The sequence below is a fragment of the Geodermatophilus sp. SYSU D00815 genome (assembly GCF_054050035.1).
The window spans coordinates 39,847-61,181 of the sequence record NZ_JBJGYO010000011.1 but is presented as its reverse complement, the minus strand read 5'-3'; the positions used below and the strand labels follow the sequence as shown (position 1 = coordinate 61,181).

At 76.0% G+C, this 21,335-nt stretch carries 22 protein-coding genes and 1 riboswitch; of the genes, 8 read left to right on the top strand and 14 right to left on the bottom strand.

Annotated features, from left to right (window positions below; translation table 11 throughout):
- Nucleotides 1–15: 15 nt before the first annotated feature.
- From ACI78S_RS14245 to ACI78S_RS14230, 4 genes are all read right to left on the bottom strand, one after another.
- Nucleotides 16–1,041 carry a 6-phosphofructokinase gene (locus ACI78S_RS14245; protein WP_456974348.1) on the bottom strand — a complete coding sequence of 342 codons (1,026 nt, stop codon included), beginning with the start codon at nucleotides 1,039–1,041 and terminating at the stop codon, nucleotides 16–18.
- A gap of 132 nt (nucleotides 1,042–1,173) precedes the next feature.
- The gene (locus tag ACI78S_RS14240) at nucleotides 1,174–1,692 is read right to left on the bottom strand and encodes a GNAT family N-acetyltransferase (protein WP_456974346.1); all 519 of its coding nucleotides are present in this window, start codon (nucleotides 1,690–1,692) and stop codon (nucleotides 1,174–1,176) included.
- Between the two features lie 67 nt (nucleotides 1,693–1,759).
- Nucleotides 1,760–2,254, bottom strand: a complete 495-nt coding sequence (locus ACI78S_RS14235; protein WP_456974344.1) for a hypothetical protein — start codon at nucleotides 2,252–2,254, stop codon at nucleotides 1,760–1,762.
- Nucleotides 2,251–2,733 (bottom strand): polyadenylate-specific 3'-exoribonuclease AS, encoded by a 483-nt coding sequence (locus ACI78S_RS14230; RefSeq protein ID WP_456974342.1) that lies wholly within the window; start codon nucleotides 2,731–2,733, stop codon nucleotides 2,251–2,253. Before ACI78S_RS14230 ends, ACI78S_RS14235 begins: the two co-directional genes overlap by 4 nt.
- A 35-nt stretch (nucleotides 2,734–2,768) precedes the next feature.
- Here ACI78S_RS14230 and glpK point away from each other — a divergent pair, with 35 nt between their 5' ends.
- Entirely contained in the window at nucleotides 2,769–4,256 is a 1,488-nt protein-coding gene (gene glpK / locus ACI78S_RS14225) for a glycerol kinase GlpK (RefSeq protein WP_456974340.1), read from the top strand.
- Nucleotides 4,257–4,331: 75 nt separating this feature from the next.
- On the opposite strand, the gene ACI78S_RS14220 is transcribed toward glpK, so the two are convergent.
- Nucleotides 4,332–5,228: a short-chain dehydrogenase/reductase gene (locus ACI78S_RS14220; RefSeq protein ID WP_456974338.1), complete on the bottom strand. Its 897-nt coding sequence runs from the start codon at nucleotides 5,226–5,228 to the stop codon at nucleotides 4,332–4,334.
- Between the two features lie 100 nt (nucleotides 5,229–5,328).
- Here ACI78S_RS14220 and ACI78S_RS14215 point away from each other — a divergent pair, with 100 nt between their 5' ends.
- From ACI78S_RS14215 to ACI78S_RS14205, 3 genes are read left to right on the top strand one after another with little or no spacing between them, the layout of a single operon-like run.
- Complete coding sequence (locus tag ACI78S_RS14215; RefSeq protein WP_456974336.1) at nucleotides 5,329–6,870, top strand: flavin-containing monooxygenase; 1,542 nt, start codon at nucleotides 5,329–5,331, stop codon at nucleotides 6,868–6,870.
- Nucleotides 6,867–7,808: an alpha/beta fold hydrolase gene (locus ACI78S_RS14210; RefSeq protein WP_456974334.1), complete on the top strand. Its 942-nt coding sequence runs from the start codon at nucleotides 6,867–6,869 to the stop codon at nucleotides 7,806–7,808. Before ACI78S_RS14215 ends, ACI78S_RS14210 begins: the two co-directional genes overlap by 4 nt.
- Before the next feature lies 1 nt (nucleotide 7,809).
- Nucleotides 7,810–8,415, top strand: a complete 606-nt coding sequence (locus tag ACI78S_RS14205; RefSeq protein WP_456974332.1) for a TetR/AcrR family transcriptional regulator — start codon at nucleotides 7,810–7,812, stop codon at nucleotides 8,413–8,415.
- Here the strand turns inward: ACI78S_RS14205 and ACI78S_RS14200 are convergent.
- On the bottom strand, nucleotides 8,412–9,170 hold the full coding sequence (locus tag ACI78S_RS14200; protein ID WP_456974330.1) for a lysophospholipid acyltransferase family protein: 759 nt from the start codon (nucleotides 9,168–9,170) through the stop codon (nucleotides 8,412–8,414). The genes ACI78S_RS14205 and ACI78S_RS14200 overlap by 4 nt on opposite strands.
- 116 nt (nucleotides 9,171–9,286) lie before the next feature.
- Here ACI78S_RS14200 and ACI78S_RS14195 point away from each other — a divergent pair, with 116 nt between their 5' ends.
- The 3 genes from ACI78S_RS14195 to ACI78S_RS14185 are packed head-to-tail and all read left to right on the top strand — an operon-like array spanning nucleotide 9,287 to nucleotide 12,054.
- A complete protein-coding gene (locus ACI78S_RS14195; protein WP_456974328.1) occupies nucleotides 9,287–10,084 on the top strand; it encodes an alpha/beta hydrolase in 798 nt (265 codons plus the stop codon).
- Nucleotides 10,081–10,776 (top strand): hypothetical protein, encoded by a 696-nt coding sequence (locus ACI78S_RS14190; protein WP_456974326.1) that lies wholly within the window; start codon nucleotides 10,081–10,083, stop codon nucleotides 10,774–10,776. Before ACI78S_RS14195 ends, ACI78S_RS14190 begins: the two co-directional genes overlap by 4 nt.
- A 39-nt stretch (nucleotides 10,777–10,815) precedes the next feature.
- Nucleotides 10,816–12,054, top strand: coding sequence for an ornithine cyclodeaminase, nickel-pincer nucleotide-dependent (locus ACI78S_RS14185; protein ID WP_456974324.1), 1,239 nt, complete (start codon nucleotides 10,816–10,818; stop codon nucleotides 12,052–12,054).
- 43 nt (nucleotides 12,055–12,097) lie between these two features.
- Here the strand turns inward: ACI78S_RS14185 and ACI78S_RS14180 are convergent, their stop codons facing one another.
- From ACI78S_RS14180 to ACI78S_RS14165, 4 genes are read right to left on the bottom strand one after another with little or no spacing between them, the layout of a single operon-like run.
- Nucleotides 12,098–13,072, bottom strand: a complete 975-nt coding sequence (locus ACI78S_RS14180) for an ROK family glucokinase (protein WP_456974322.1) — start codon at nucleotides 13,070–13,072, stop codon at nucleotides 12,098–12,100.
- Nucleotides 13,069–13,374: a hypothetical protein gene (locus ACI78S_RS14175; protein WP_456974320.1), complete on the bottom strand. Its 306-nt coding sequence runs from the start codon at nucleotides 13,372–13,374 to the stop codon at nucleotides 13,069–13,071. Before ACI78S_RS14175 ends, ACI78S_RS14180 begins: the two co-directional genes overlap by 4 nt.
- Complete coding sequence (locus tag ACI78S_RS14170) at nucleotides 13,371–14,522, bottom strand: ion transporter (protein ID WP_456974318.1); 1,152 nt, start codon at nucleotides 14,520–14,522, stop codon at nucleotides 13,371–13,373. The genes ACI78S_RS14175 and ACI78S_RS14170 overlap by 4 nt, the downstream gene beginning before the upstream one ends.
- Nucleotides 14,523–14,533: 11 nt before the next feature.
- Nucleotides 14,534–14,965, bottom strand: a complete 432-nt coding sequence (locus ACI78S_RS14165; protein WP_456974316.1) for an SRPBCC family protein — start codon at nucleotides 14,963–14,965, stop codon at nucleotides 14,534–14,536.
- 166 nt (nucleotides 14,966–15,131) lie between these two features.
- Between ACI78S_RS14165 and ACI78S_RS14160 the strand changes: the two genes are divergently transcribed.
- Entirely contained in the window at nucleotides 15,132–16,925 is a 1,794-nt protein-coding gene (locus ACI78S_RS14160; RefSeq protein ID WP_456974314.1) for an AMP-dependent synthetase/ligase, read from the top strand.
- Nucleotides 16,926–16,996: 71 nt separating this feature from the next.
- Here ACI78S_RS14160 and ACI78S_RS14155 read toward each other — a convergent pair whose 3' ends face one another.
- From ACI78S_RS14155 to ACI78S_RS14140, 4 genes are all read right to left on the bottom strand, one after another.
- A complete protein-coding gene (locus tag ACI78S_RS14155) occupies nucleotides 16,997–18,124 on the bottom strand; it encodes a glycosyltransferase family 4 protein (RefSeq protein ID WP_456974312.1) in 1,128 nt (375 codons plus the stop codon).
- Nucleotides 18,121–19,401: a M48 family metallopeptidase gene (locus ACI78S_RS14150; RefSeq protein ID WP_456974310.1), complete on the bottom strand. Its 1,281-nt coding sequence runs from the start codon at nucleotides 19,399–19,401 to the stop codon at nucleotides 18,121–18,123. The genes ACI78S_RS14155 and ACI78S_RS14150 overlap by 4 nt, the downstream gene beginning before the upstream one ends.
- A gap of 127 nt (nucleotides 19,402–19,528) precedes the next feature.
- A complete protein-coding gene (locus tag ACI78S_RS14145) occupies nucleotides 19,529–20,626 on the bottom strand; it encodes a C40 family peptidase (protein ID WP_456974308.1) in 1,098 nt (365 codons plus the stop codon).
- Between the two features lie 16 nt (nucleotides 20,627–20,642).
- Nucleotides 20,643–20,819: riboswitch (cyclic di-AMP (ydaO/yuaA leader) on the bottom strand.
- A gap of 154 nt (nucleotides 20,820–20,973) precedes the next feature.
- Complete coding sequence (locus ACI78S_RS14140) at nucleotides 20,974–21,288, bottom strand: hypothetical protein (protein ID WP_456974306.1); 315 nt, start codon at nucleotides 21,286–21,288, stop codon at nucleotides 20,974–20,976.
- Nucleotides 21,289–21,335 lie beyond the last annotated feature (47 nt).

The following is a 21,335-nucleotide window of genomic DNA, read 5'->3' as shown; positions in this document are numbered from 1 at the left end:
GTACGGGGGCCCGGTTCAGCCGAAGAACACCTCGGCCTCGGCGTAGCGCTCGACCGGCACCAGCTTCAGCTGCGCGGTGGCCGCGGTGAGGGGGACCCGGACGATGTCGGTGCCGCGCAGCGCCACCATCACCCCGGACTGCCCGTCGTGGACGGCGTCCACCGCGGCCAGGCCGAAGCGGGTGGCCAGCACGCGGTCGAAGGCCGACGGCGTGCCGCCGCGCTGGATGTGCCCGAGCACGACCGCGCGGGACTCCCGGCCGGTGCGCTCCTCGATCAGCGAGGCCAGCGCCGCGCCGATGCCGCCGAGGCGGACGTGGCCGAACGCGTCGGTCTGCCCGGTCGACAGCACCAGCTCCCCGCCCTTCGGCGCGGCGCCCTCGCTCACCACCACGATCGGCGAGTAGCCGGAGGCGAAGCGGTGCTGGCAGTGCGCGACGACGGCGTCGACGTCGAACGGGTGCTCGGGGATGAGGATCACGTTGGCCCCGCCGGCCATCCCCGCGTGCAGCGCGATCCAGCCGGCGTGCCGGCCCATGACCTCGACCACCAGCGTGCGGTGGTGGCTGTCGCCGGTGGTGTGCAGCCGGTCGATCGCCTCCATGGCGACGCCCACCGCGGTGTCGAAGCCGAACGTGTAGTCGGTGGCGTCGAGGTCGTTGTCGATCGTCTTCGGGACGCCGACGACGCGGACGCCGGCCTCCGACAGCCGGGTGGCGACGCCGAGGGTGTCCTCGCCGCCGATCGGCACGAGCGCCTCGATGCCCAGCCGCTCCAGGTTGGCCAGCGCCCGGTCGGCGCCGCCCTCCACGCCGTAGGGGTTGGTCCGCGACGTCCCGAGCACGGTGCCGCCGCGGGGCAGGATGCCGCGCACCGCCGCGAGGTCCATGGGGACGGTGTCGGCCTCCAGCACGCCGCGCCAGCCGTCGCGGAACCCGACGATCTCGTCACCGTGCTCGGTGACGCCCTTGCGCACCACCGCCCGGATGACCGCGTTGAGGCCGGGGCAGTCGCCGCCGCCGGTGAGGATGCCGATCCGCATGTGCCGTCCTCCGGGAAGGGGTCGCCGGGCCCGTCCGCGCCATGATGCCGCAGGTCGGGGCCGCACCGGCACCCGTAGCGACACTGCGCCGGGCGGCGGTCCCGCGCACGGACCGCCGTCTCGACCCCGCCACTACCCGGTGGTGGCCATCCCCCACACCGTCGGGCCGCCGGCGGCCAGCCGCGTCTCGTGCCGCACCGCGAAGCCGTGCGCCTCGTAGAAGGGGACGTTGGCGGGGTTCCTCGTCTCCGGGCAGGCGACCAGCCCGGCGTCGCGGGCCGCGGCCAGCCCCCGTTCGAGCACCTCGCCGCCGAGCCCCCGCCCCCGCGCGTCGGGGTGGACGCCGAGCAGGGGCAGGTGGGCGTGCGGCTCCGGCGGGCGCAGCTCCCCGACGACCGCCACGGCCCGGCCGACCGCGGCGGCCCGCTCGGCCCCCATGAGGGCGACCATCAGCCCCGGCAGGGTCGGCAGCGCGTCGTCGTCCGCGCCGTCCGGCCCGGGCGCGGGCCACCGCCACATCGCGACGGCGACGAGCCCGGAACGACGGACGGCGTCGACCCGGCCGGCGCGCAGGTACTGCTCGGCGAACAGGCCGAACACCGCCGCGCGGCAGTGCGGCCGCGTGTCGGCGTCGGGGAAGACCCACGCCATCAGCGTGGCCCATCTGCAGGGGCCCGCCGCGAGCCCGCGAGTGGCGGGGGGGCAGAGGGGTCCTCTTTCACGCCACCCTCTCGAGCAGCTGCCCCGGCCAGCCCCGCACCTCGAAGCGCTCGGTGCGGGTGAAGCCGGCGGACTCGTAGAACCGCACCAGCTTGCCGTCGTCCCCGCCGTAGCAGTCCACCCGCTGCCGGCCGATCCCGCGGGCCCGGGCGCGGGCCCACGACTCGTCCAGCAGCCGCCGCCCGGCGCCGCGCGCGGCGGGGTGGCCGACCAGGAGCAGGACGTAGTCCTCCGCCTCCTCGGCCGGCGGCACGTAGTCGTGCGCCACCGGGCCGTGCACCAGCGCCGCCACCGCGGCGCCGTCGCGGTCGAGCAGCAGCAGCTCGCCGGCCTCGATCATCGACCGGATCCGCTCGACCCGCTGCGGCGACTCCGACCACGGCCGGTCGCCCCACTGCCCGGTCCGCCCCTGCGCCGCCAGCCGGGCGACGGCGCCGTCGAGCAGGCCGAGGACGGCGGGCAGGTCGGCCACCCCGCCGGTCCGGATGCTCACCGGGCCGCCTCCATGACCCGCCAGCGGGCGAGGTTGTAGCGGGCGTCGACCAGCGCGTCGTGCGCGCCGCCCGGCTTGGGCGGCAGCGGCGGCTGCCCGACGTCGTCCCACCGCTGCCGCAGCTCGCGGGTGAACCGCGGGATCGCCCGGGGCAGCGCCGTCATCGGCCCCCACAGCTGGGCGAGCGCGACGTGGTCGTAGGCGGCGAACCAGGCCCACAGCTCCACGCCCTCCCCCGGCCCGGTGAGGAAGGCGAGCAGGTCCTCGCGGATGCGCTCGCGGCTGCGCCAGGCCGGGTCGGCCGGCGAGGGCAGCTTGTCGAGCACGTTGCGGCGCACCCACGGGATCGCCTTGCGGTCGTCGAACTCGGTGCTGACGGCGTAGAACTCGCGGCCGTCCTCGTCGACGACGCCGATCGAGACGAGGTCGATCGTCGTCCCGTCCTCGATGAACTCGGTGTCGTAGAAGTACCGCCGCACCGCCTCACCGTAGGCAAGGCGCTAGGTTGCCGCCCATGCCCGTCCTGGCCGTCGACGCAGGCACGACCGGGGTGACCGCGCTGGTCGTGGGCGAGGACGGCGGCGTCCTCGCCCGCGGCTACCGCGAGTTCGCCCAGCTGTTCCCCCGCCCGGGCTGGGTGGAGCACGAGCCCGACGACATCTGGACGGCGACCGTCGCCGCCTGCCGCGAGGCGCTGGCGCGCACCGACGCGCGGCCGACCTGCCTGGGCATCACCGACCAGCGGGAGACCGCCGTGGTCTGGGACCGCCGCACGCTGCGCGCGCCGCGCCCGGCGATCGTCTGGCAGGACCGCCGCACCAGCGCCGTCTGCGACGCGCTGCGCGAGGCTGGCCACGAGGAGCGGGTCGCCGCGCTGACCGGCCTGCGCCTGGACCCCTACTTCACCGGCACGAAGTTCCGCTGGCTGGCCGACGAGGAGCCGTCGCTGTGGTCCGGCGTCCGCGACGGCGCGCTGGCCCTGGGCACCGTCGACTCCTACGTCATCGCCCGGCTGACCGGCGGCGCCCGGCACGTCACCGACCCCGGCAACGCCAGCCGCACGCTGCTCTACGACCTGGAAGGGGGCGGCTGGTCCGACGAGCTGTGCGAGCTGTTCGGCGTCCCCCGCGACGCGCTGCCCGAGCTGGTGCCCAACTCCGGCGTCGTCGGCACCACTGACCCGGACTCCTTCCTCGGCCTGGAGCTGCCGATCGCCGGGATCGCCGGCGACCAGCAGGCCGCGCTGTTCGGCCAGGCCTGCTTCTCCCCCGGCGACACCAAGTGCACGTACGGCACCGGCTCGTTCGTGCTCACCAACACCGGGCCGACGCCGGTCCGGTCGGACGCCGGGCTGCTCACCACCGTGGCGTGGGACCTGGGCGACGGCCTGGTGTACGCGCTGGAGGGGTCGATCTTCGTCACCGGCGCGGCCGTGCAGTGGCTGCGCGACGGCCTCGGCCTCATCGACTCCGCCGCCGAGACCGAGGGGCTGGCGCGCACGGTGCCCGACTCCGGCGACGTCGTCTTCGTGCCCGCGCTGACCGGCCTGGGCGCCCCGCACTGGGACCCGCACGCCCGCGGCGCCGTCCTCGGCATCACCCGCGGCACGACGCGGGCGCACCTGGTGCGGGCGACGCTGGAGGCGATCGCCTTCCAGGTGCGCGACGTCGTCGACGTGATGGTCTCGGAGGCCGGGCTGTCGGTGCCGGAGCTCTCCGCCGACGGCGGCGCGAGCGCCAACGGCCTGCTCCTGCAGCTGCAGGCCGACCAGCTGGGCGTGCCGGTGCGCCGACCGGTGGTGGCCGAGACGACGGCGCTGGGCGCGGCGTTCCTGGCCGGGCTGGGCACCGGCGTGTGGGGCTCGACCGACGAGCTGGCCGCCACCTGGACCCTCGACGCCCGCTGGGAGCCCACCCCCGGCCGCCGCGACGACGGCCGCTACGACCGCTGGCGCGACGCCGTCCGCCGCGCCGGCGGCTGGACCCGGGGCAGCGTGCCGTGATCATCGGCGGGTGGCTGCCCGCACCGGCGTGTCGGCCGACCACCTGCCGATGATCACGCCCGGTCGAGCCCGGGGTCAGGCGGCGCCGCGGTCGCCCACCGAGTTCCGGCCGAACTCGCGGCCCTGCAGCGCGGCGATGTCCCGCTCCAGCTGGGGCACCCGACCGGCGGAGATCCTGAGCGCGAGCCGCTCCGCGACCGCGCCGGTGACCACCTGGCGCAGCGCCGAGACGACACCGACCGAGCGCGGCACGAACACCCTCCGGCCCCGCGTCTCCAGGTTCTCCACCAGCGCCTCGGCGCAGGCCTCCACCGACGTGAAGGCGCCCAGCGGGCCCGGCAGCCGCCGGCGGGTGGCCGCGAAGGTGGGCAGCGCCTCCTCGGTGTCGCGCACCAGGTCGGTGTCGATCCACGTCGGGTGCGCGCTGGCCACGGTGACGCCGCGGTGCGCCACCTCCAGCCGCAGCGCGTCGCCGAACCGCTCCAGGCCCGCCTTGGCCGCGCAGTAGGCGCTCATCCCCGGCAGCACGGTGAACGCCGCGGCCGAGCTGACCAGCAGCACGTGCCCGCGCCGCTCCGCGACCGCCGGCAGGGCCGCGTGCGCGGTGAGCACCGCGCCGATCAGGTTGACCTCGACCGTCCGCGACAGCGCCCGCGCCGACGACGTCGCCACCGTGGTCAGCGGCGCGATGCCGGCGTTGGCCACCACCACGTCCAGCCCGCCGAAGGTGTCGACGGTCCGGCGCACCGCGGCGGCCAGCGCCTCGGCGTCGGTGACGTCGCACTCCACCCACAGGTGCTCGGGCCCCAGCTCGTCGGCGACCTGCGCCAGCAGTTCGGGCTCCAGGCCCACCAGCGCGACCCGGGCGCCGCGGGCGGCCGCCTCACGGGCCAGCGCGGCGCCGATGCCGCGGGCGGCGCCGGTGATCAGCACCGACCGGCCGGCGAGGGGGGTGCGGGGACGACGGGCCACCGGAGGCTCCTCTGCTTCGTGTTGAGCACTGCTCAACAGAGGTTGTAGCTTGTCGAGCAGTGCTCAGCAAGCCGAGGACGCCCGCGAAGGAGCCCCTGTCGTGACCTCGCCACTGGAGAAGACCCCGGAGAACCGGGCCACCCACGCCCACGGCGGCGCGCGCGAGGTGGGGATCGCGATCATCGGGTCCGGGTTCGCCGGCCTCGGCATGGCGATCCAGCTCCGGCAGCGCGGCGAGACCGACGTCGTCGTCCTCGAGCGGGCCGACGACGTCGGCGGCACGTGGCGCGACAACCGCTACCCCGGCGCCGCCTGCGACGTGCAGTCGAACCTCTACTCGTTCTCCTTCGCGCCGAACCCCGACTGGCCGCGCTCCTACTCCGCGCAGCCCGAGATCCAGGCCTACCTGCAGGACGTGGCCGCGCGGTACGGCGTGCGCGAGCAGGTGGTCTTCGGCGCCGACGTCACCGCCGCCCGGTGGGACGACGACGAGCGCCGCTGGCGGATCAGCACGACCGCCGGCGAGTTCCGCGCGCGGGTGCTCATCTCGGCGGCCGGCGCGCTCGCCGACCCCACCTACCCCGACATCCCCGGCCTCGACGGCTTCGAGGGCGACGTCATGCACTCCGCCCGCTGGGACGACGACGTCGACCTCGAGGGCCGGGCGGTCGGCGTGATCGGCACCGGCGCGAGCGCCGTGCAGATCGTGCCGGCGATCCAGCCCGTCGTCGGCAGCATCGCCGTCTACCAGCGCACCGCGCCGTGGGTCGTACCGCGCAGCGACCGCCCGGTGCGGCGCAGCGCCCGGTGGCTCTACCGGCGCGTGCCGCCGTTCCAGAAGGCGGTGCGCGGGGTCCTCTACGCCGTCCGCGAGCTGCTCGTGGTCGGCATGGCCAAGCGGCGCCGGTTCCTCAAGCCGGTCGAGCGGCTGGCCCGGGCGCACCTGGCCCGGCAGGTGCGCGACCCGAAGCTGCGCGAGGCCCTGACGCCGGACTACGCGATCGGCTGCAAGCGGATCCTGATCAGCAACGACTACTACCCGGCCGTGGCCGCGCCGAATGCCGAGCTGGTCACCGCCGGCATCGCCGAGGTGCGGCCGCGCTCGGTGGTCACCCGGGACGGCGTCGAGCGGCCCACCGACGTCCTCGTGCTCGCCACCGGCTTCCACGTCACCGACCTGCCGATCGCCGAGCGGATCCGCGGCCGCGACGGCCGCACCCTCGCGCAGGTCTGGGACGACGGCATCACCACCAACCGCAGCACCACTGTGGCCGGCTTCCCGAACCTGTTCCTGCTGGTCGGCCCCAACGTCGGGGTCGGGCACACGTCGGTGGTCTACATGATCGAGTCGCAGGTCGCCTACGTCGACGCCGCGCTGCGCACCATGGACGCCGAGGGCCTCGAGGTGCTCGAGACGACGCCGCGGGCCATGGCGGCCTACCGCGACCTCGTCGCGGGAAGGTCGGAGGGCACCGTGTGGCTGGCCGGCGGGTGCGCCAGCTGGTACCTGGACGAGCACGGCCGCAACTCGGCGCTCTGGCCCGACTTCACGTTCCGCTTCCGCCGGATGCTGTCGGCCTTCGACCGCGAGAACTACGTGGGCACGCCTGCCGTCGACCGCCCGGTGGGGGTGGCGGCGTGACCCTCCTGCGCCGCACCGCCGCCGTGCCGACGCCGGACGGCGCCGCGCTGCACGCCACCGTCGACGGTCCCGACGACGCCCCGGTCACCCTCGTCCTCGCCCACGGCTGGACGCTGGCGCAGGCGGCCTGGGACGACGTCGCCGACCTGCTCGCCCCGCGGGCGGCGGCCGGCGAGCTCCGGCTGGTCCGCTACGACCAGCGCGGGCACGGCCGCTCGACCTGGGGCTCGCCCGACGACCCGACCGCGGAGGTCTCCCTCGACCAGCTGGGCGGCGACCTGGCCGCGGTGCTCGACCAGCTGGCGCCGTCCGGGCCGGTGGTGCTCGGCGGGCACTCGATGGGCGGCATGACGATCATGTGCCTGGCCGCCGCCCGGCCGGAGCTGTTCGGCGACCGGGTGCGCGGCGCGGCGCTGGTCTCGACCTCCGCCGGCGACCTCGCCCCCGAGCCGCGGACCCGCCGCGGGCGGATCCGGCAGCGGCTCACCCCGGGCGCGCTGGCGGCCGCGCTGGCCGCCGCCCGGGTGGTCGAGCGGCTGCGGCAGGCCGTGCCGCCGGCGCACCCGCGGCACCAGAGGATCGTCCGCGACCTGCTCTACGGCGCCGACGCCACCGACGCGATGGTGCTGGCCGGCGCCGAGATCATGCACGCCTCGACGGTGCGGGCCTTCACCGCGTTCCTGCCCGCGCTGGGCGACCACGACAAGCGCACCGAGCTGGCCGCGCTGGCCCGGGTGCCGGTGGAGGTCCTGGTCGGCGACACCGACAGGCTCACGCCGCCGCGGCACAGCGAGCAGCTCGCCGAGGCGCTGCCCGACGCGCGGCTGCACGTCGTCCCGCGGACCGGGCACATGCTCCCCCAGGAGCGGCCGCGGCTGGTGGCCGACGCGATCGAGCGGCTGCTGGCCGCCGCGGTGCGGGCGCCGGCGGCGGCGTGAGATGACGACGGGGCGCCGCTCGGCCGGTGACCGGCGGGCGCAGCTGGTCGCGATCGGGCTGGAGCTGCTGCCGACCACGCCGGTGCAGGAGCTGACCATCGACGAGGTGGCCCGCCGCGCCGGGATCAGCCGCAGCCTGCTGTTCCACTACTTCCCGACCAAGAAGGACTACTACGCCGCGGTCACCCGCGCCGCGGCGCGGCTGCTCGAGGAGCACCTGCTCCCCGGCACGGGGACGCCGGCGGCCGCGCACGTGCCGGGGATGCTGGACCGCTACGTCGGCTGGGTGGAGACCTACCGGGAGGCCCACCTGGCGGTCGTCCGCGGCGCCGCCGGCGGCGACCCGTGGGTGGCCGAGATCTACGAGGAGACCCGCGAGCGGCTGGTCGACGTCGCGCTGACCGCGCTCGACCTGCCCGACGACGCCCGCCGCCGCCAGCTGGTCCGCGCCTGGTTCGCGTTCACCGAGGACCTCGTCGGCCAGTGGGCCCGCGAGCCGACGATGCCCCGGGAGGAGCTGCTGGCCCTGCTCCGCGACGTGCTCGACCGGCTGACGGAGGACCCCCCCGCCCCCCACCGCCCACGCGCTCGCGGCGGGGGTCGCTAGCCGGCGAGCGTGTCCAGCCGGTCGGCGGACTCGTCCGACGGCGGCTGCAGCCGGCGCAGCACCTCCGCGGCGCTGGCCCCGGTGGCGTCCATCGACTTCTTCACGGTGGCCCCGTAGACGTCGACGTACTCCTGCCCGGACAGCGTCATGATCTCGTACATGATCTCGTCGGTGATCGACCGCTCGACGAAGCGGTCGCCCGACATGCCCTCGTAGCGGCTGAAGTCCAAGGGCTTGCCGAACTTCACGCTCACCCGCACGAGCTTCCTGCCGAACGGCATCCGCCGGGGGCGGTAGATCATCGCGACGGGGACGACGGGGGCGCCGGTCTCCAGCGCCATGCGGGCGACGCCGGTCTTGCCCCGGTAGAGGCGGCCGTCGGGCGAGCGGGTGCCCTCCGGGTAGATGCCGAGGAGCTTGCCCTCGCGGAGGATCCGCAGGCCGGTGCGGATGGCGTCCTCGGCGGCGCTGGCGTTGGTGCGGTCGATGGGCACCTGCCCGCTGCCGGCGAAGAAGACGCGCTGGGCCCAGCCCTTGAGGCCGGTGCCGGTGAAGTACTCCTGCTTGGCCAGGAACGTCACCCGCCGCTTGAGGGACAGCGGCATGAACACCCAGTCCGCGGCGGACAGGTGGTTGCTCGCCAGGATCGCCGAGCCGGCGGAGGGCACGTTCTCCGTGCCCTCCGCCCGCGGACGGAAGACCAGCTTGGCGAGCGGCCCGACCGCGACGAACTTGAGGAACCAGTAGAACAACACGCCTCCTCTTGGAACTGCCAGACTAGGGATCCCGGCGGCCCGACGACAAACGGACCCGTTCCGCGAGCCCGCGCCACGCCGGTCGGCCCCGCCGCCGGACCTCGAGGAGGAGACCCGTGCCCGCACCGCACGTCCCCGCCGGGGTGCTGCCCGGTGCCGAGCCGTTCGCCTTCCCGGGCGGGGACGGCCCCGAGGGGCGCACCGGGGTGCTGCTCGTGCACGGCTTCACCGGCACGCCGATGAGCATGCGCCCGTGGGGCGAGCACCTGGCGGCCGCCGGGTTCGCCGTCCGGTGCCCGCTGCTGCCCGGGCACGGCACCCGCTGGCAGGACTGCAACCTGACCACCGAGCACGACTGGACGCGGGCGGTCGAGGCGGCCTTCGACGAGCTGGCGCGCGACGTCGACCGCGTCGTGGTGGCCGGGCTGTCCATGGGCGGGACGCTGTCGATCCGGCTGGCCGAGGTGCGCCCGGACGACGTCGCGGCCCTGGTGCTGGTCAACCCGTCGCTGATGACCCTGCGGATGGACGCCAGGCTGCTGCCGCTGATCGCGAAGCTCACCCCGAGCTGGGCGCCCATCGGCAGCGACATCAAGAAGCCCGGCGTCGTCGAGCTGGCCTACCCCAAGCTGCCCACCCGCGCCGTCCTCGGGCTGCGCCGGTTGTGGACCGCCACCCGCGCCGACCTGGCGAGGGTCACCGCGCCGGTGCTGGTGTTCCGCAGCCGGGAGGACCACGTCGTGGAGCCCGCGTCCACCGCGGCGCTGCTGGCCGGCATCTCCAGCGCCGACGCGACCGAGGTCGTGCTGGAGGACAGCTACCACGTCGCCACCCTCGACAACGACGCCCCGCTGATCTTCGAGCGGTCGGTGGCGTGGATCCGGGAGCGCACCGCCGCGGCGGAGCCGGCATGAGCGAGCCGCGGCGCGGCCGGGGCCGCCGGGACAACGGGCTGGACGCCGCCCTGTTCAGCCCGCTGCGCGACGTCGACCCCCGGGTGGGCGACCACCTGCTCGACGTCCTCCACGACGCCGGCATCGCCGCCTACCTGGAGCCGGCCGCCGACGTCGGCCCGTACACCCGCACGGTCTTCCTGCCCAGCCCGCCGACCGACCGGCTGTGGGTGGACCGGGCCCGCCGCGCCGAGGCCGGCACCCTGGTCGACCAGCACGCCGACGAGCACGCCCGGGGGCCGGTGCCCGAGCGCGCGCGGCTGCGCCGCGACCTCGACGAGGACGCCGAGTGGGCCCGCATCGTGGCCGCGTACGAGGCCGAGAACGGCCCGGCGCCGGTGGCCGAGGCCCCGGACGACGCCCTCCCGCCCGCTCCGCCGCCACCGGCCGAGCCCGACGTGCTCGACCGGCCCGACGAGCACTTCGAGCCCCCGCCGCCGCCCCCGGTGGGCCTGCCCTCGCCGGCGTCGCTGTACGCGGTCCTCCTCGTCGCGGTGGGCGTGCTGCTGGTGTGGGCGCCGGGCGTGATCGGCCTGTCCCAGGACCTCGGCCTGTTCCTCGGGGTCGCCGCCGTGGCCGGCGGCGTCTACGTCGCGGTGTCGCGGATGCGCGACCGCACGGACGACGACGGGGACGACGGTGCGGTCGTCTGAGGCGGGCTCCCGCCCGGGGGCCGTCCTCGCGCACGGGCGATGAGCAGCACCGCGGCGCACTCGGCGACGGTGGCCCTCACCGGCCACCTGATGGACACCGGCATCCTGGCCCGGGTGCTCGACGACGTCCTCGAGTACGGCGGCGACTACCGCATCGAGAGCCTGGACCTCGGCCGCGAGCACGAGGACGAGTCGCGCGCGCTGGTCTCGGTGCGCACCGCCGACGCCGACCTGCTCGACCGCATCCTCATGCGGCTGCAGACCCACGGCGCCAACGCCGTCGACCCGGGGACGGCGACGCTGCGCCCGGCGCCGGCCGACGGCGTCTTCCCCGAGGACTTCTACTCCACGACCAACCTCGACACCTTCGTGCGCCTGGACCGCGAGTGGATCCCCGTCGACCGCGCCGAGATGGACTGCGGCCTCGTCGTCGGCGAGGAGGGCGGGCGGGTCGTCGTCCGGACCGTCCCGGTGAGCGACGTGCGGGCCGGCGAGCAGGTGGTGTGCGGCGCCAACGGCGTGCGCGTCGAGATGCCGCCGGCGGTGGTGCGGGGCGAGGAGGAGGACTTCGGGTTCATGTCCTCGGCGGTCTCCAGCGAGAAGCCGCAGGCGCTGCTGGTCCGCCAGATCGCCGACCGGATGCGGGAGGTCAAGGCCGCCGGCAAGCGGGTGCTGTGGGTCGGCGGGCCCGCCGTCGTGCACACCGGCGCCTCCCCGGCGATGGTGCGGCTGGTCGAGGCGGGCTACGTCGACGTCCTGTTCGCCGGCAACGCGCTGGCCACGCACGACATCGAGGCCTCGCTGTTCGGCACCTCGCTCGGCGTCGACCTGGCCAAGGGCTCCGGCGTGCCGCACGGGCACGAGCACCACATCCGGGCGATCAACACCATCCGCCGGGCCGGCTCCATCCGGGCCGCCGTCGAGGCCGGGGTCCTCACCGGCGGGGTCATGCACGCCATGGTGCGGGCGGGCAGGCCGTTCGTGCTGGTCGGCTCGGTGCGCGACGACGGGCCGCTGCCGGACGTCCACACCGACGTCGTCGAGGGGCAGCGGGCGATGCGCGCCGAGCTGCACGACGTCGGCTTCTGCATCATGGTCGCCACGATGCTGCACTCGATCGCGACCGGGAACCTGCTGCCGGCGTCGGTGCCGCTGGTCTGCGTCGACATCAACCCGGCCACGGTCACCAAGCTGGCCGACCGCGGCAGCGCCCAGGCGATGGGCATCGTCACCGACATCGGCCTGTTCCTCGAGCAGCTGGCGCGCGAGCTCTGCTGAGGCGGAGTGGCACGGCGCGGGATCCGCGCCCGTGGCACTCCGCTCACGCCTCGGCGGAGCGCACCAGGTCGGCGGCGCCCACCAGACCGGCCTGCGGGCCCAGCTCCGCGGCGACCACCCGGGGCCCGGGGCGGAACCCGCGGCCGGGCAGCGCCCGCTCCAGCCGGTCGCGGGCCGGGCCGAGGACCAGCTCGCCGAGCTTGCTCACGCCCCCGCCGATCACCACGACCTCCGGGTCCAGGACGGCGGCGAGGTCGGCGATCCCCTGCCCGAGCCAGCTGCCCACGTCGGTCACCAGCTCCAGCGCGAGCGCGTCCCCGTCGGCGGCCGCGGCCGCGACGTCCTCGCCGGTCAGCCGGCCCGCCTCCCCGTCGACCCGCTCCAGCAGCACGCCCGCGGCGGCCGGGGACGACGTCGCCACCTCGCGGGCGGTCTGGCCGAGGGCGGTGCCGCTGGCGTACTGCTCCCAGCAGCCGCGGTTGCCGCACGCGCACAGCCGCCCGTCGGGGACGACGCGCATGTGCCCCCACTCCCCCGCCACGCCGTGGGCGCCGCGCTGCAGCCGGCCGTCCACCACGATGCCGCCGCCGATGCCCGTGCCGAGCGTGATCATCAGCGCCAGGTCGGCGCCCCGGGCGGCGCCGTACCGGTACTCCGCCCAGGCGGCCGCGTCGGCGTCGTTGCCCACCCACAGCGGCAGCTGCAGCCGGGCGGCGAGGTCCTTGCGCAGCGTGGAGTGCCGCCAGGCCAGGTGCGGGCTGAACAGCACGGTGTCGCCGGTGCGGTCGAACCACCCGGCGGCGCCGACGCCGACCCCGACGACCGGACCGTCGGCCCGCGCGAGCAGCTCGGCCACCACCCCGGCGATCGCGTCCTCGGTCTCGGTGACCGACGCGCCGGGGGTCGCGCGCCGGGCGGTGTCGAGGACCCGCCCGTCCGGCGCGACCAGGCCGCCGGCGACCTTGGTGCCGCCGATGTCGATGCCGACCGCGGGCAGCTGCGCGGCAGGTGCGGTCACGCGATCTCGATCCGCTGGACCACCGGCGCGGCATCGCTGTGCGCGGGCTCGTCGGCGTGCCCGGTCGGCTCCTGCGCGGGCGTCTCACCGGCGAACGAGCGCAGCGCCGACGAGGCCGTGGCCAGCACGTCGTCGAGCACGGCGGTGACCTCGGGGCGGTCACCGCGCAGCACGGCCAGGGCCTGGCAGTGGGGGCACCACCGGCACTCGCCGGCCGGCTCCGCGGCGTCGGCCGACGCCGCCGCCTTCACGGCGTCCAGCAGGCGGCGGGCCTGCTCGGCCCAGTCGGCTCCGGTGGTCATGGGGCACTCTCCCGAGCGTCGGTGGGCAGGAGGTCCGCCGGCCACAGCCGGGGATCCGGGGCGAAGGCGACCTCGAGCCGCGCCCGCGCCGTGCCGGCGTCGGCCAACCGCCCGCCGGTCACCTCGCAGCGGCGCAGCAGCGCGTCGAGGCGGACCGAGCGGCGCACGCCGGCCGCGGTGACGACCAGGTCGTCGGCCCAGCGGGTCAGCTCGACCCGGTCGCGCTCGGCGAAGGGCAGCGGGAGCACCAGCCGCCACGTGCCGTCGAGGCGCTCCGGGGTCGGCGCCGGCAGCGGCGCCGGGTCGGGCAGGTCCAGGACGTCGCGCAGCGGCGCCAGCGCGTCGACGTCGGCCGGCGTCGCGGCCGACTCCTCGACCCGGCGCAGCGGGGCGATCGCGGCGAGCTCCTCGAGCACCGCCGCCTGCTCGGCCAGCCGCCGCTCCCACCACGGCCCGGCACCGGCCGGCAGCACCCGGGCCACCACGGCGGCCGGCCGCTGCCCGAGCAGCCCCAGCGTGGTGGCGGCGGCGCGCAGCGCCCGGGCGTCGGCCGGGCGGCCGGTCGCGGTGAGGACGACGGAGGTGGCCGCCGGGTCGTCCGGGCGCACGCGGGCGAGCAGCCGCTCGACGGCCGGCAGAGCGGAGAGCGCGGCGTCGACCGGGCCGGAGCGGGCGGCGCCCGACCGCACGGCGGCGGTCCGGATGGCCGCCAGCGCGCGGACCCGCGGCGGCAGCGCGACGTCGAGCCACCAGCGCAGCGTGGCGGGCAGCGCGGCCAGGGCCGTCCCCGCCTCCAGCGGCCCGGCGTCGAGGACGACGACGTCGGCGTCGGCGCGGTCCAGCGCGGCGAGGAGGGCCAGGTCCGCGGCGCCGGGCGGAGGGACGACCGAACTGGCCGGCGGCAGGTCCACCTGCGGCACCAGCGCGGCCAGGGTGCCCGCGTGCGCCCGCCAGACCTGCTCGGCGGCGGCCTGCGCGTCGACGACGGACACCTCGAGCCCGGCGACGGCGTCGAGCCCGGCGACCGGCGGCGCCTGGCGCGTCACCAGCAGCGCGCGGGCGCCCCCGCGGGCGGCGCGCACGGCGGCGGCCGCGGCCAGCGTCGACGTCCCGGCGCCGCCCGGCCCGGTGAACAGCAGCGTGCGCATCGACCCGCTGCTCAGCTCTCCACGCGCTTCTTGAGCTCCTTGAGCGCCGTGTCGAGGATGACCTTCTCGGCCTTGCGCTTGATCATGCCCAGCATCGGGATGGAGAGGTCGATGGTGATCGAGTACGTGACCTCGGTGGCGCCGTCCCTCTCCACCAGCGTGTAGGAGCCGTCCTGGCGCTTCTGCATCTGGCCCTTGACCAGCGTCCAGGAGACCTGGCGGTCGCCGTCCCACGTGTAGTCGAGGACGTAGTCGTCCTTGACCGCGCCGGCGTCGAGCACGAAGTGCACGCGCTTCGCGCGCCCGTCGGGGCCGGTCTCGACGACCTCCACCTTCTTCGCGGCGGCGACCCACTGGGGGTAGGCGGGGAAGTCGGCGATCACCGCCATGACGTCGGCCGCGGGCGCGTCGACGACGATCGACTGGGTGGACTGGTCGGCCATGGAGGGCAGGCTAACCGTTCGGCGGTTCCCCCACGGGGGTGGTGGTGCCTGCCCTGCTACTCACGGGTAGGACCCCGAGGAACTTTGCAGCTAGATTGATCGTGACCCGTACTCGGATCCGCGGGCGACGGTGCCCGTCGGACGGTCCGGGAGGAGAGGACCAGGCGTGCGCGAGTTCAGCGTCCCCGCGACCACCGAGGTCGGCCCCGACGAGGCCATCCCCGACCTGCTGGCCGCCAACGTCGCCGGGCACGGCGACGACGTCGGCTACCGGGTCCTCCGCGACGGCCAGTGGCGCGACGTGACGTGGAAGCAGTTCGCCGACCAGGTCGCCGGCGTCGCCAAGGGCCTCGTCGCCGCCGGGGTCGGCCCCGGCGACCGCGTGGCCCTGCAGGCGCGGACCCGCTACGAGTGGACCGTCTGCGACTTCGGCATCTGGGCCGCCGGCGCCGTCGTCGTCCCGGTCTACGAGACGTCCAGCGCCGACCAGGTCGCCTGGATCCTGTCCGACTCCGGCGCGAAGGCGGCGATCGTCGAGCGCGCCGAGCACGCCGAGACCATGGAGTCGGTGCGCGACCAGGCGCCCGAGCTCGGCCCGGTGTGGGTCATGGAGGACGACGTCGTCGGCACGCTGACCGCGGCCGGCGGGGACGTGCCCGACAGCGAGCTCGAGGCCCGCCGCGCCACGCTCACCGCCGACAGCGTGGCCACGCTGATCTACACCAGCGGCACCACCGGCCGGCCCAAGGGCTGCGAGCTGACGCACGGCAACTTCCTGTTCGAGATCAACAACGGCATGACGCTGCTGGGCCGGTTCCTCAACGTCGAGGGCTCGCTGCTGCTGTTCATCCCGCTGGCGCACGTCCTGGCGCGGGTGCTGCAGGTGGGCGCGGTCAAGACGCGCACCGTCGTCGGGCACACCCCCGACGTGAAGAACCTCGTGGAGGACCTCGGCGCGTTCAAGCCGACGTTCGTCCTGGCCGTCCCCCGGGTGTTCGAGAAGGTCTTCAACCAGGCCAAGGCGAAGGCCGACGCCGGCGGCAAGGGCAAGATCTTCGACCGGGCGGCCCAGGTCGCCATCGACTGGTCGCGCGCGCAGGACACCGGCGGCCCCGGCCTCGCCCTCCGCGCCCAGCACGCGCTGTTCGACCGGCTCGTCTACGGCAAGCTGCGCGCCGCGCTCGGCGGCCGCTGCATCGGGGCCGTCTCCGGCGGCGCCCCGCTCGGCGAGCGGCTCGGCCACTTCTACCGGGGCGTCGGCGTGACCGTCTACGAGGGCTACGGGCTCACCGAGACCACCGCCGCCGCGTCGGTCAACCACGACGAGGCCTTCCGGATCGGCACCGTGGGCCGCCCGCTGCCCGGCGTCTCCGCGGCGATCGCCGACGACGGCGAGATCCTGATCAAGGGCGGGATCGTCATGCGCGGCTACTGGCGCAACGAGCAGGCCACCAAGGAGGCCATCGACGACGACGGCTGGTTCCACACCGGCGACCTCGGCGAGATCGACGGCGACGGCTTCCTCAAGATCACCGGCCGCAAGAAGGAGATCCTGGTGACCGCGGGCGGCAAGAACGTCGCCCCCGCCGTCCTCGAGGACCGCCTGCGGGCGCACGCCCTGGTCAGCCAGTGCATCGTCGTCGGCGACCAGCGGCCGTTCATCGCCGCGCTGATCACCCTCGACGAGGAGGCCCTGCCCGGGTGGCTGGCCGCCCGCGGCAAGCCCGAGGACACCCCGGTCGAGCAGCTGCGCGACGACGAGGACCTCGTCAAGGAGCTCGACGCCGCGGTGGCCGACGCCAACAAGGCGGTGTCGCAGGCCGAGGCGATCAAGAAGTACCGCGTCCTGTCCTCGGACTTCACCGAGGAGAACGGCATGCTCACCCCGAGCCTGAAGCTCAAGCGGGCCGTCGTCCTCAAGGAGCACGGCGCCGAGGTGGAGGCCCTCTACACCCGCTGAGCGCGCGCGAGAGCTGCGCACCCGTCGCCACCGGCGGCCGATGCCGACGGGTGCGCAGGTCTCGCTGCCGGTCAGCCGGCCAGCAGGTGGTCGAACGTGGCGGCGATGCGCGTCCACGACCACCGCTGCTCGACCCACGCCCGGCCGGCCGCGCCCATCGCGGCGGCCTTCGCCGGGTCGTCGAGCAGCCCGTTGATCGCCGTCGCCACGGCCTCGGGCGACCGGGGCTCCACCACGTGACCGGTGACGCCGTCCCGGACGGCCTCCGGCGCACCCCCCGAGGTGCCGGCCACCACCGGGCGGCCGCACGCGGCCGCCTCGAGGAACACCATGCCGAGGCCCTCCACGTCCAGCCCGCCGCGGCGGGTCCGGCACGGCATGGCGAACACGTCCCCGGCGGCGTAGTGCGCCGGCAGCTCCGGCGGCGGCACCGGCCCGGTGAGGACGACGGACTCCCCCAGCCCGCCGGCGGCGACCGCGCGGCGCAGGGAGGCCTCCAGCGGTCCGCCGCCCACCAGCAGCAGCCGGGCGCCGGGGTGCCGGGCCAGCACCCGCGGCCACGCCCGCACGAGCACGTCCTGGCCCTTGCGGGCGACCAGCCGCGACACGCACACCACCACCGGCGCCTCCCCCAGCCCGTGCCGGCGGCGGACCGCGGCGCCGCCGGCGGCCGGGGTGAACAGGTCGACATCCACCCCGGGTGAGAGCTGGGCCAGCGCGGTGCGCCCGCCCAGCGCCGGCTCCAGCCGGCCGCGGGTGTACTCGCTGATGTAGGTGAGCACGTCGAGGCCCGAGGCGATCCGCTGCACGAGCTGCCGCGCGCCGGGCAGCGCGACCCAGCCGGTCTCGTGGCCGTGCGTCGCCCCGACCAGGCGCCGAACGCCGGCGGCCCGCAGGCGGGGGGCGAGCAGGCCGAGCGGGGCGGCGGCGCCGAAGAAGACCGTGTCGCAGCCGTGCGCGCGCACCAGCTCGGCCGCGGCCCGGGCGGTGCCCGGCGTGGGCAGGAGCACCGAGGTGGGCCGGCGCACCACCGGGTAGGGCAGCGCGGCGTCGTGGGCCTCCCAGCCCGGCGAGCGGGAGGCGAGGACCACCAGCGAATCCGGCGGGCGCCGGGCCAGGAGGGCGGCGACGAACGTCTGGATGCCGCCCTGCCGCGGCGGGAAGTCGTTGGTGACCACCAGGGTCTTCGGGTTCGTCACGGCCGGTCCAGCTCCGTCCAGTCCCGCGCCAGGGCCACCCGCTCGGCGGCGGTGGGGTGGCTGCCGAAGAACCACTGCCAGGCCGCGGGCGGGTCGGGCTGCGCCAGGTTGGTGGCGGCCAGCCGCCGCTGCATCGACACGAAGGCCTCCGGATCGGCGGTGAGGTCGAGGGCGTGCACGTCGGCGCGCGCCTCGACGTGCCGGGAGACCAGGTTCTGCACCGGGGTGGCGAGCAGGGTGCCGGCCGCGACCAGCAGCAGGAGCAGCGGGACCACCCGCGGGTCCCCCGGCCCGTCGGCGCCGGCCCGGCGCAGCAGCGGCGCCCAGGTGAGCAGCCGGCCGAGCAGGGCCACCCCGGCGGCGGCGCCGAGGGCGCCCATGAGCGTCCCGGTCAGGACGTCGTCGGTGGCCACGTGCCCCAGCTCGTGGGCGACGATGGACTCGATCTCGTCGTCGGGCAGGTTCGCCAGCGTCGTGTCGTAGAGGACGACGCGGCGGGTGGAGCCGAACCCGGACACGTAGGCGTTCAGCGCCGTCGTCCGCCGGGAGGCGTCGGAGACGAGCACGTCCTCCACCGGCGTGCCGTTCTCCTCGGCCAGCGCCAGGATCGCGGTGCGCAGCTCACCGGCCGGCAGGGACTCGAACCGGTTGAACGCCGGCTCGATGACCACCGGGTAGAGGAACGACCCGAGGACGACGAGCGCGGCCGCGGCGCCGGCGGCCCACGCCCACCACAGCCGCGGTACCCGGCGGGCCAGCACCACCAGGGCCAGGACGCCGAGCGCGGTCAGCCCGGCGTCGATCGCGGTGTTGACCGCGACGTCGCGGAGGAACAGCGGCCAGCTGCGGGTGGACAGCCCGTACCGGTGCCGCACGACCTCGCCGTAGACCGACAGCGGCAGGGTGACCAGCCGGCCGACGACGGTGAGCGCCAGCGTGCCCAGCAGGACCTGCCAGACCCAGCCCCCGCCGAGCGGGGCGGCCACCGCGCGCACCAGCCGCGCGCCCAGCCGGGTGAGGCCGAGGACGGCGGTGACCGCCAGCCCCAGGACCAGGTTGGCCAGCGAGGCCGGGCGGATCGCCGCGGCGAAGGAGTCGGCCCGGGCGACGACGTCGGCCGGTACCCCCGCGGTGGGGTCGACCGGCACCGACCCGCCGGGCGGGGTGGGCAGCACGCTCCAGGGCGTGCGCAGCACCACCACGAGGACGAAGGCCGCGCCCAGGAGGACCGCCACGACCAGCGCGGCGCGGGCACTCCCCCGCACGCGCCGGCTCACGCGGGAGATCCTAGGTCCGGACGCACCGAGGGCCGGTGACCCGTGCGGGTCACCGGCCCTCGTGCGCGCGGACCCCGTCCGAGGAGCTCACCCCGACGTGCGACGGGGAGGCCGGACGGGCCCGTGCTCAGGCGATGCGGCGCGCGCTGTTGTAGCCCGGCATCGAGTCGACGCCGACCACCTTCACCGGCTGCCCGGACGTGGACGCGTGCACCATCTGGCCGTTGCCGATGTACATCGCCACGTGGCTGACCGGGCTGTAGAAGAAGATGAGGTCGCCGGGCTGCAGCGCGGAGCGGGACACCGGGGTGCCCATGCGCGACTGCATGCTGCTGGAGTGCGGCAGGCTGATGCCGGCCGCGGCGTAGGCGTACTGGGTCAGGCCCGAGCAGTCGAAGCTGTTCGGCCCGCCGGCACCCCACACGTACGGGTCGCCGACCTGCGCCAGCGCGGTGCTCACCGCGGTCTGCGCGGCGGCGCTGCCCCCCGCGCTCGGCGCCACGGCCGCGGCCGGGGCCGGCGCCGCGAGCGACTCGCCGCCGTGGGCGGCGACCACCTGCTGCTGCTGCGCCGCGGTCAGCCGGTCGTACTGCGCCTGGTAGTCGGCGATGTCCGACTCGAGCTCGGCCTCCTGGGCCTCGATCCCCGCCAGCGTCTGCTGCGCCTCGGCGGCGGCCGCGTCGGCCTCGTCGCGGGCCTGCTCGGCGGCGTCGGCCGCCTCGGCCACCTGGTCGAGGGCCTCGGTGGTGTGGCCGGCGATCGCCTCGAGCGTGCCGAGCTGGCTGACGAAGTCCTCGGCGGAGTCGCTGGTCAGCATCACGTCCAGCGCCCGGAGGTGCTGGTCGCCGCCGGTGTAGGCGCTGCGCGCGAGCTGGCGGATCTGCCCGTCGAGGGCGTCGAGCTGCTCCTGCGCGTCCGCGGCGGCCCGGTCGGCGGCGTCCGCGGCGGCCTCCTGCTGGGCGAGCTGCTCGCGGGCGGTGTTGACCTGCTCCTGGACGAACTCGAGCTGGTGGCTCGCCTCGGCGACGAGCTGGGCGGCCTGCTCGGGGGTGGTCGCCCGGCCGGGCTCGGCGGCCGCGGTGCCGGGCAGGAGCGTGACGGTCAGCGCCGCGGTCGCCCCCAGCAGCAGCCCGGAACGGAGCCAGGCGGAGGGGCGGGTGCGGGTCGTGCGGTGCGGTGCGGATGGATCGTGGGCATGCCCCAGGGCAGGGCGAGACGTCGCCACGTGCGGCGGCTCTCCTTCTTCCTCAGCAAACCGCCTACCGAGTTAGCTGACGGGTTCGGGCTGGGAAGAAAGTGCCCTATCTCGGTGCCCCGGCGAGCCGGCGCACGTGAGAACTCACCCCAGTACTGCGGTGGGTCCCCGGTTCCCCTCGGGCACCTGGTGGGTGCCGTCGGCGATTCGGCGGTGTCCGTCCGAGGTCGCCCCGGTGGGGCGACGACCGCCCGGTCGAACGGAGCGACCATACGGGCGTGATGCAGTTGTGACAAACAGGGACCCCTGGGTTTGTCGGGATCGTCACTGCGAGCAGCGTCACGACGGCGCGCCGTGACCGCCCACCCGCGCGGCGGTCAGCCGGTCCGCCGGCCGCCCGCGCCGCCGGGCGTGCCCGGGGAGTGGCGCAGCGGGGGCACCAGGCCGACGTCGGCCAGCGCGCGCACGGCCCGCCGTTCCACCTCGTCGAACTCGACCACGACGCCCGGCGGCGGCAGGACGGCCTCCTCCGCCGTCCGCGGCTGCTCGGCGCGGGCCGGGACGCGGTCGGGCAGCGGGACGACCACCGGGTCGTCGCTCTGCCACCCCGGGGGCGCTCCCAGCAGGACGGTGACGACGCAGTCGGCGCAGCCCGTCCCGCGGGCGGTGCAGGTGTCGCAGTCGATGAGCATCGGTTGTTCTCCTCCGTGAGTCGTCCCGCACGGTAGGAGCGGCCACC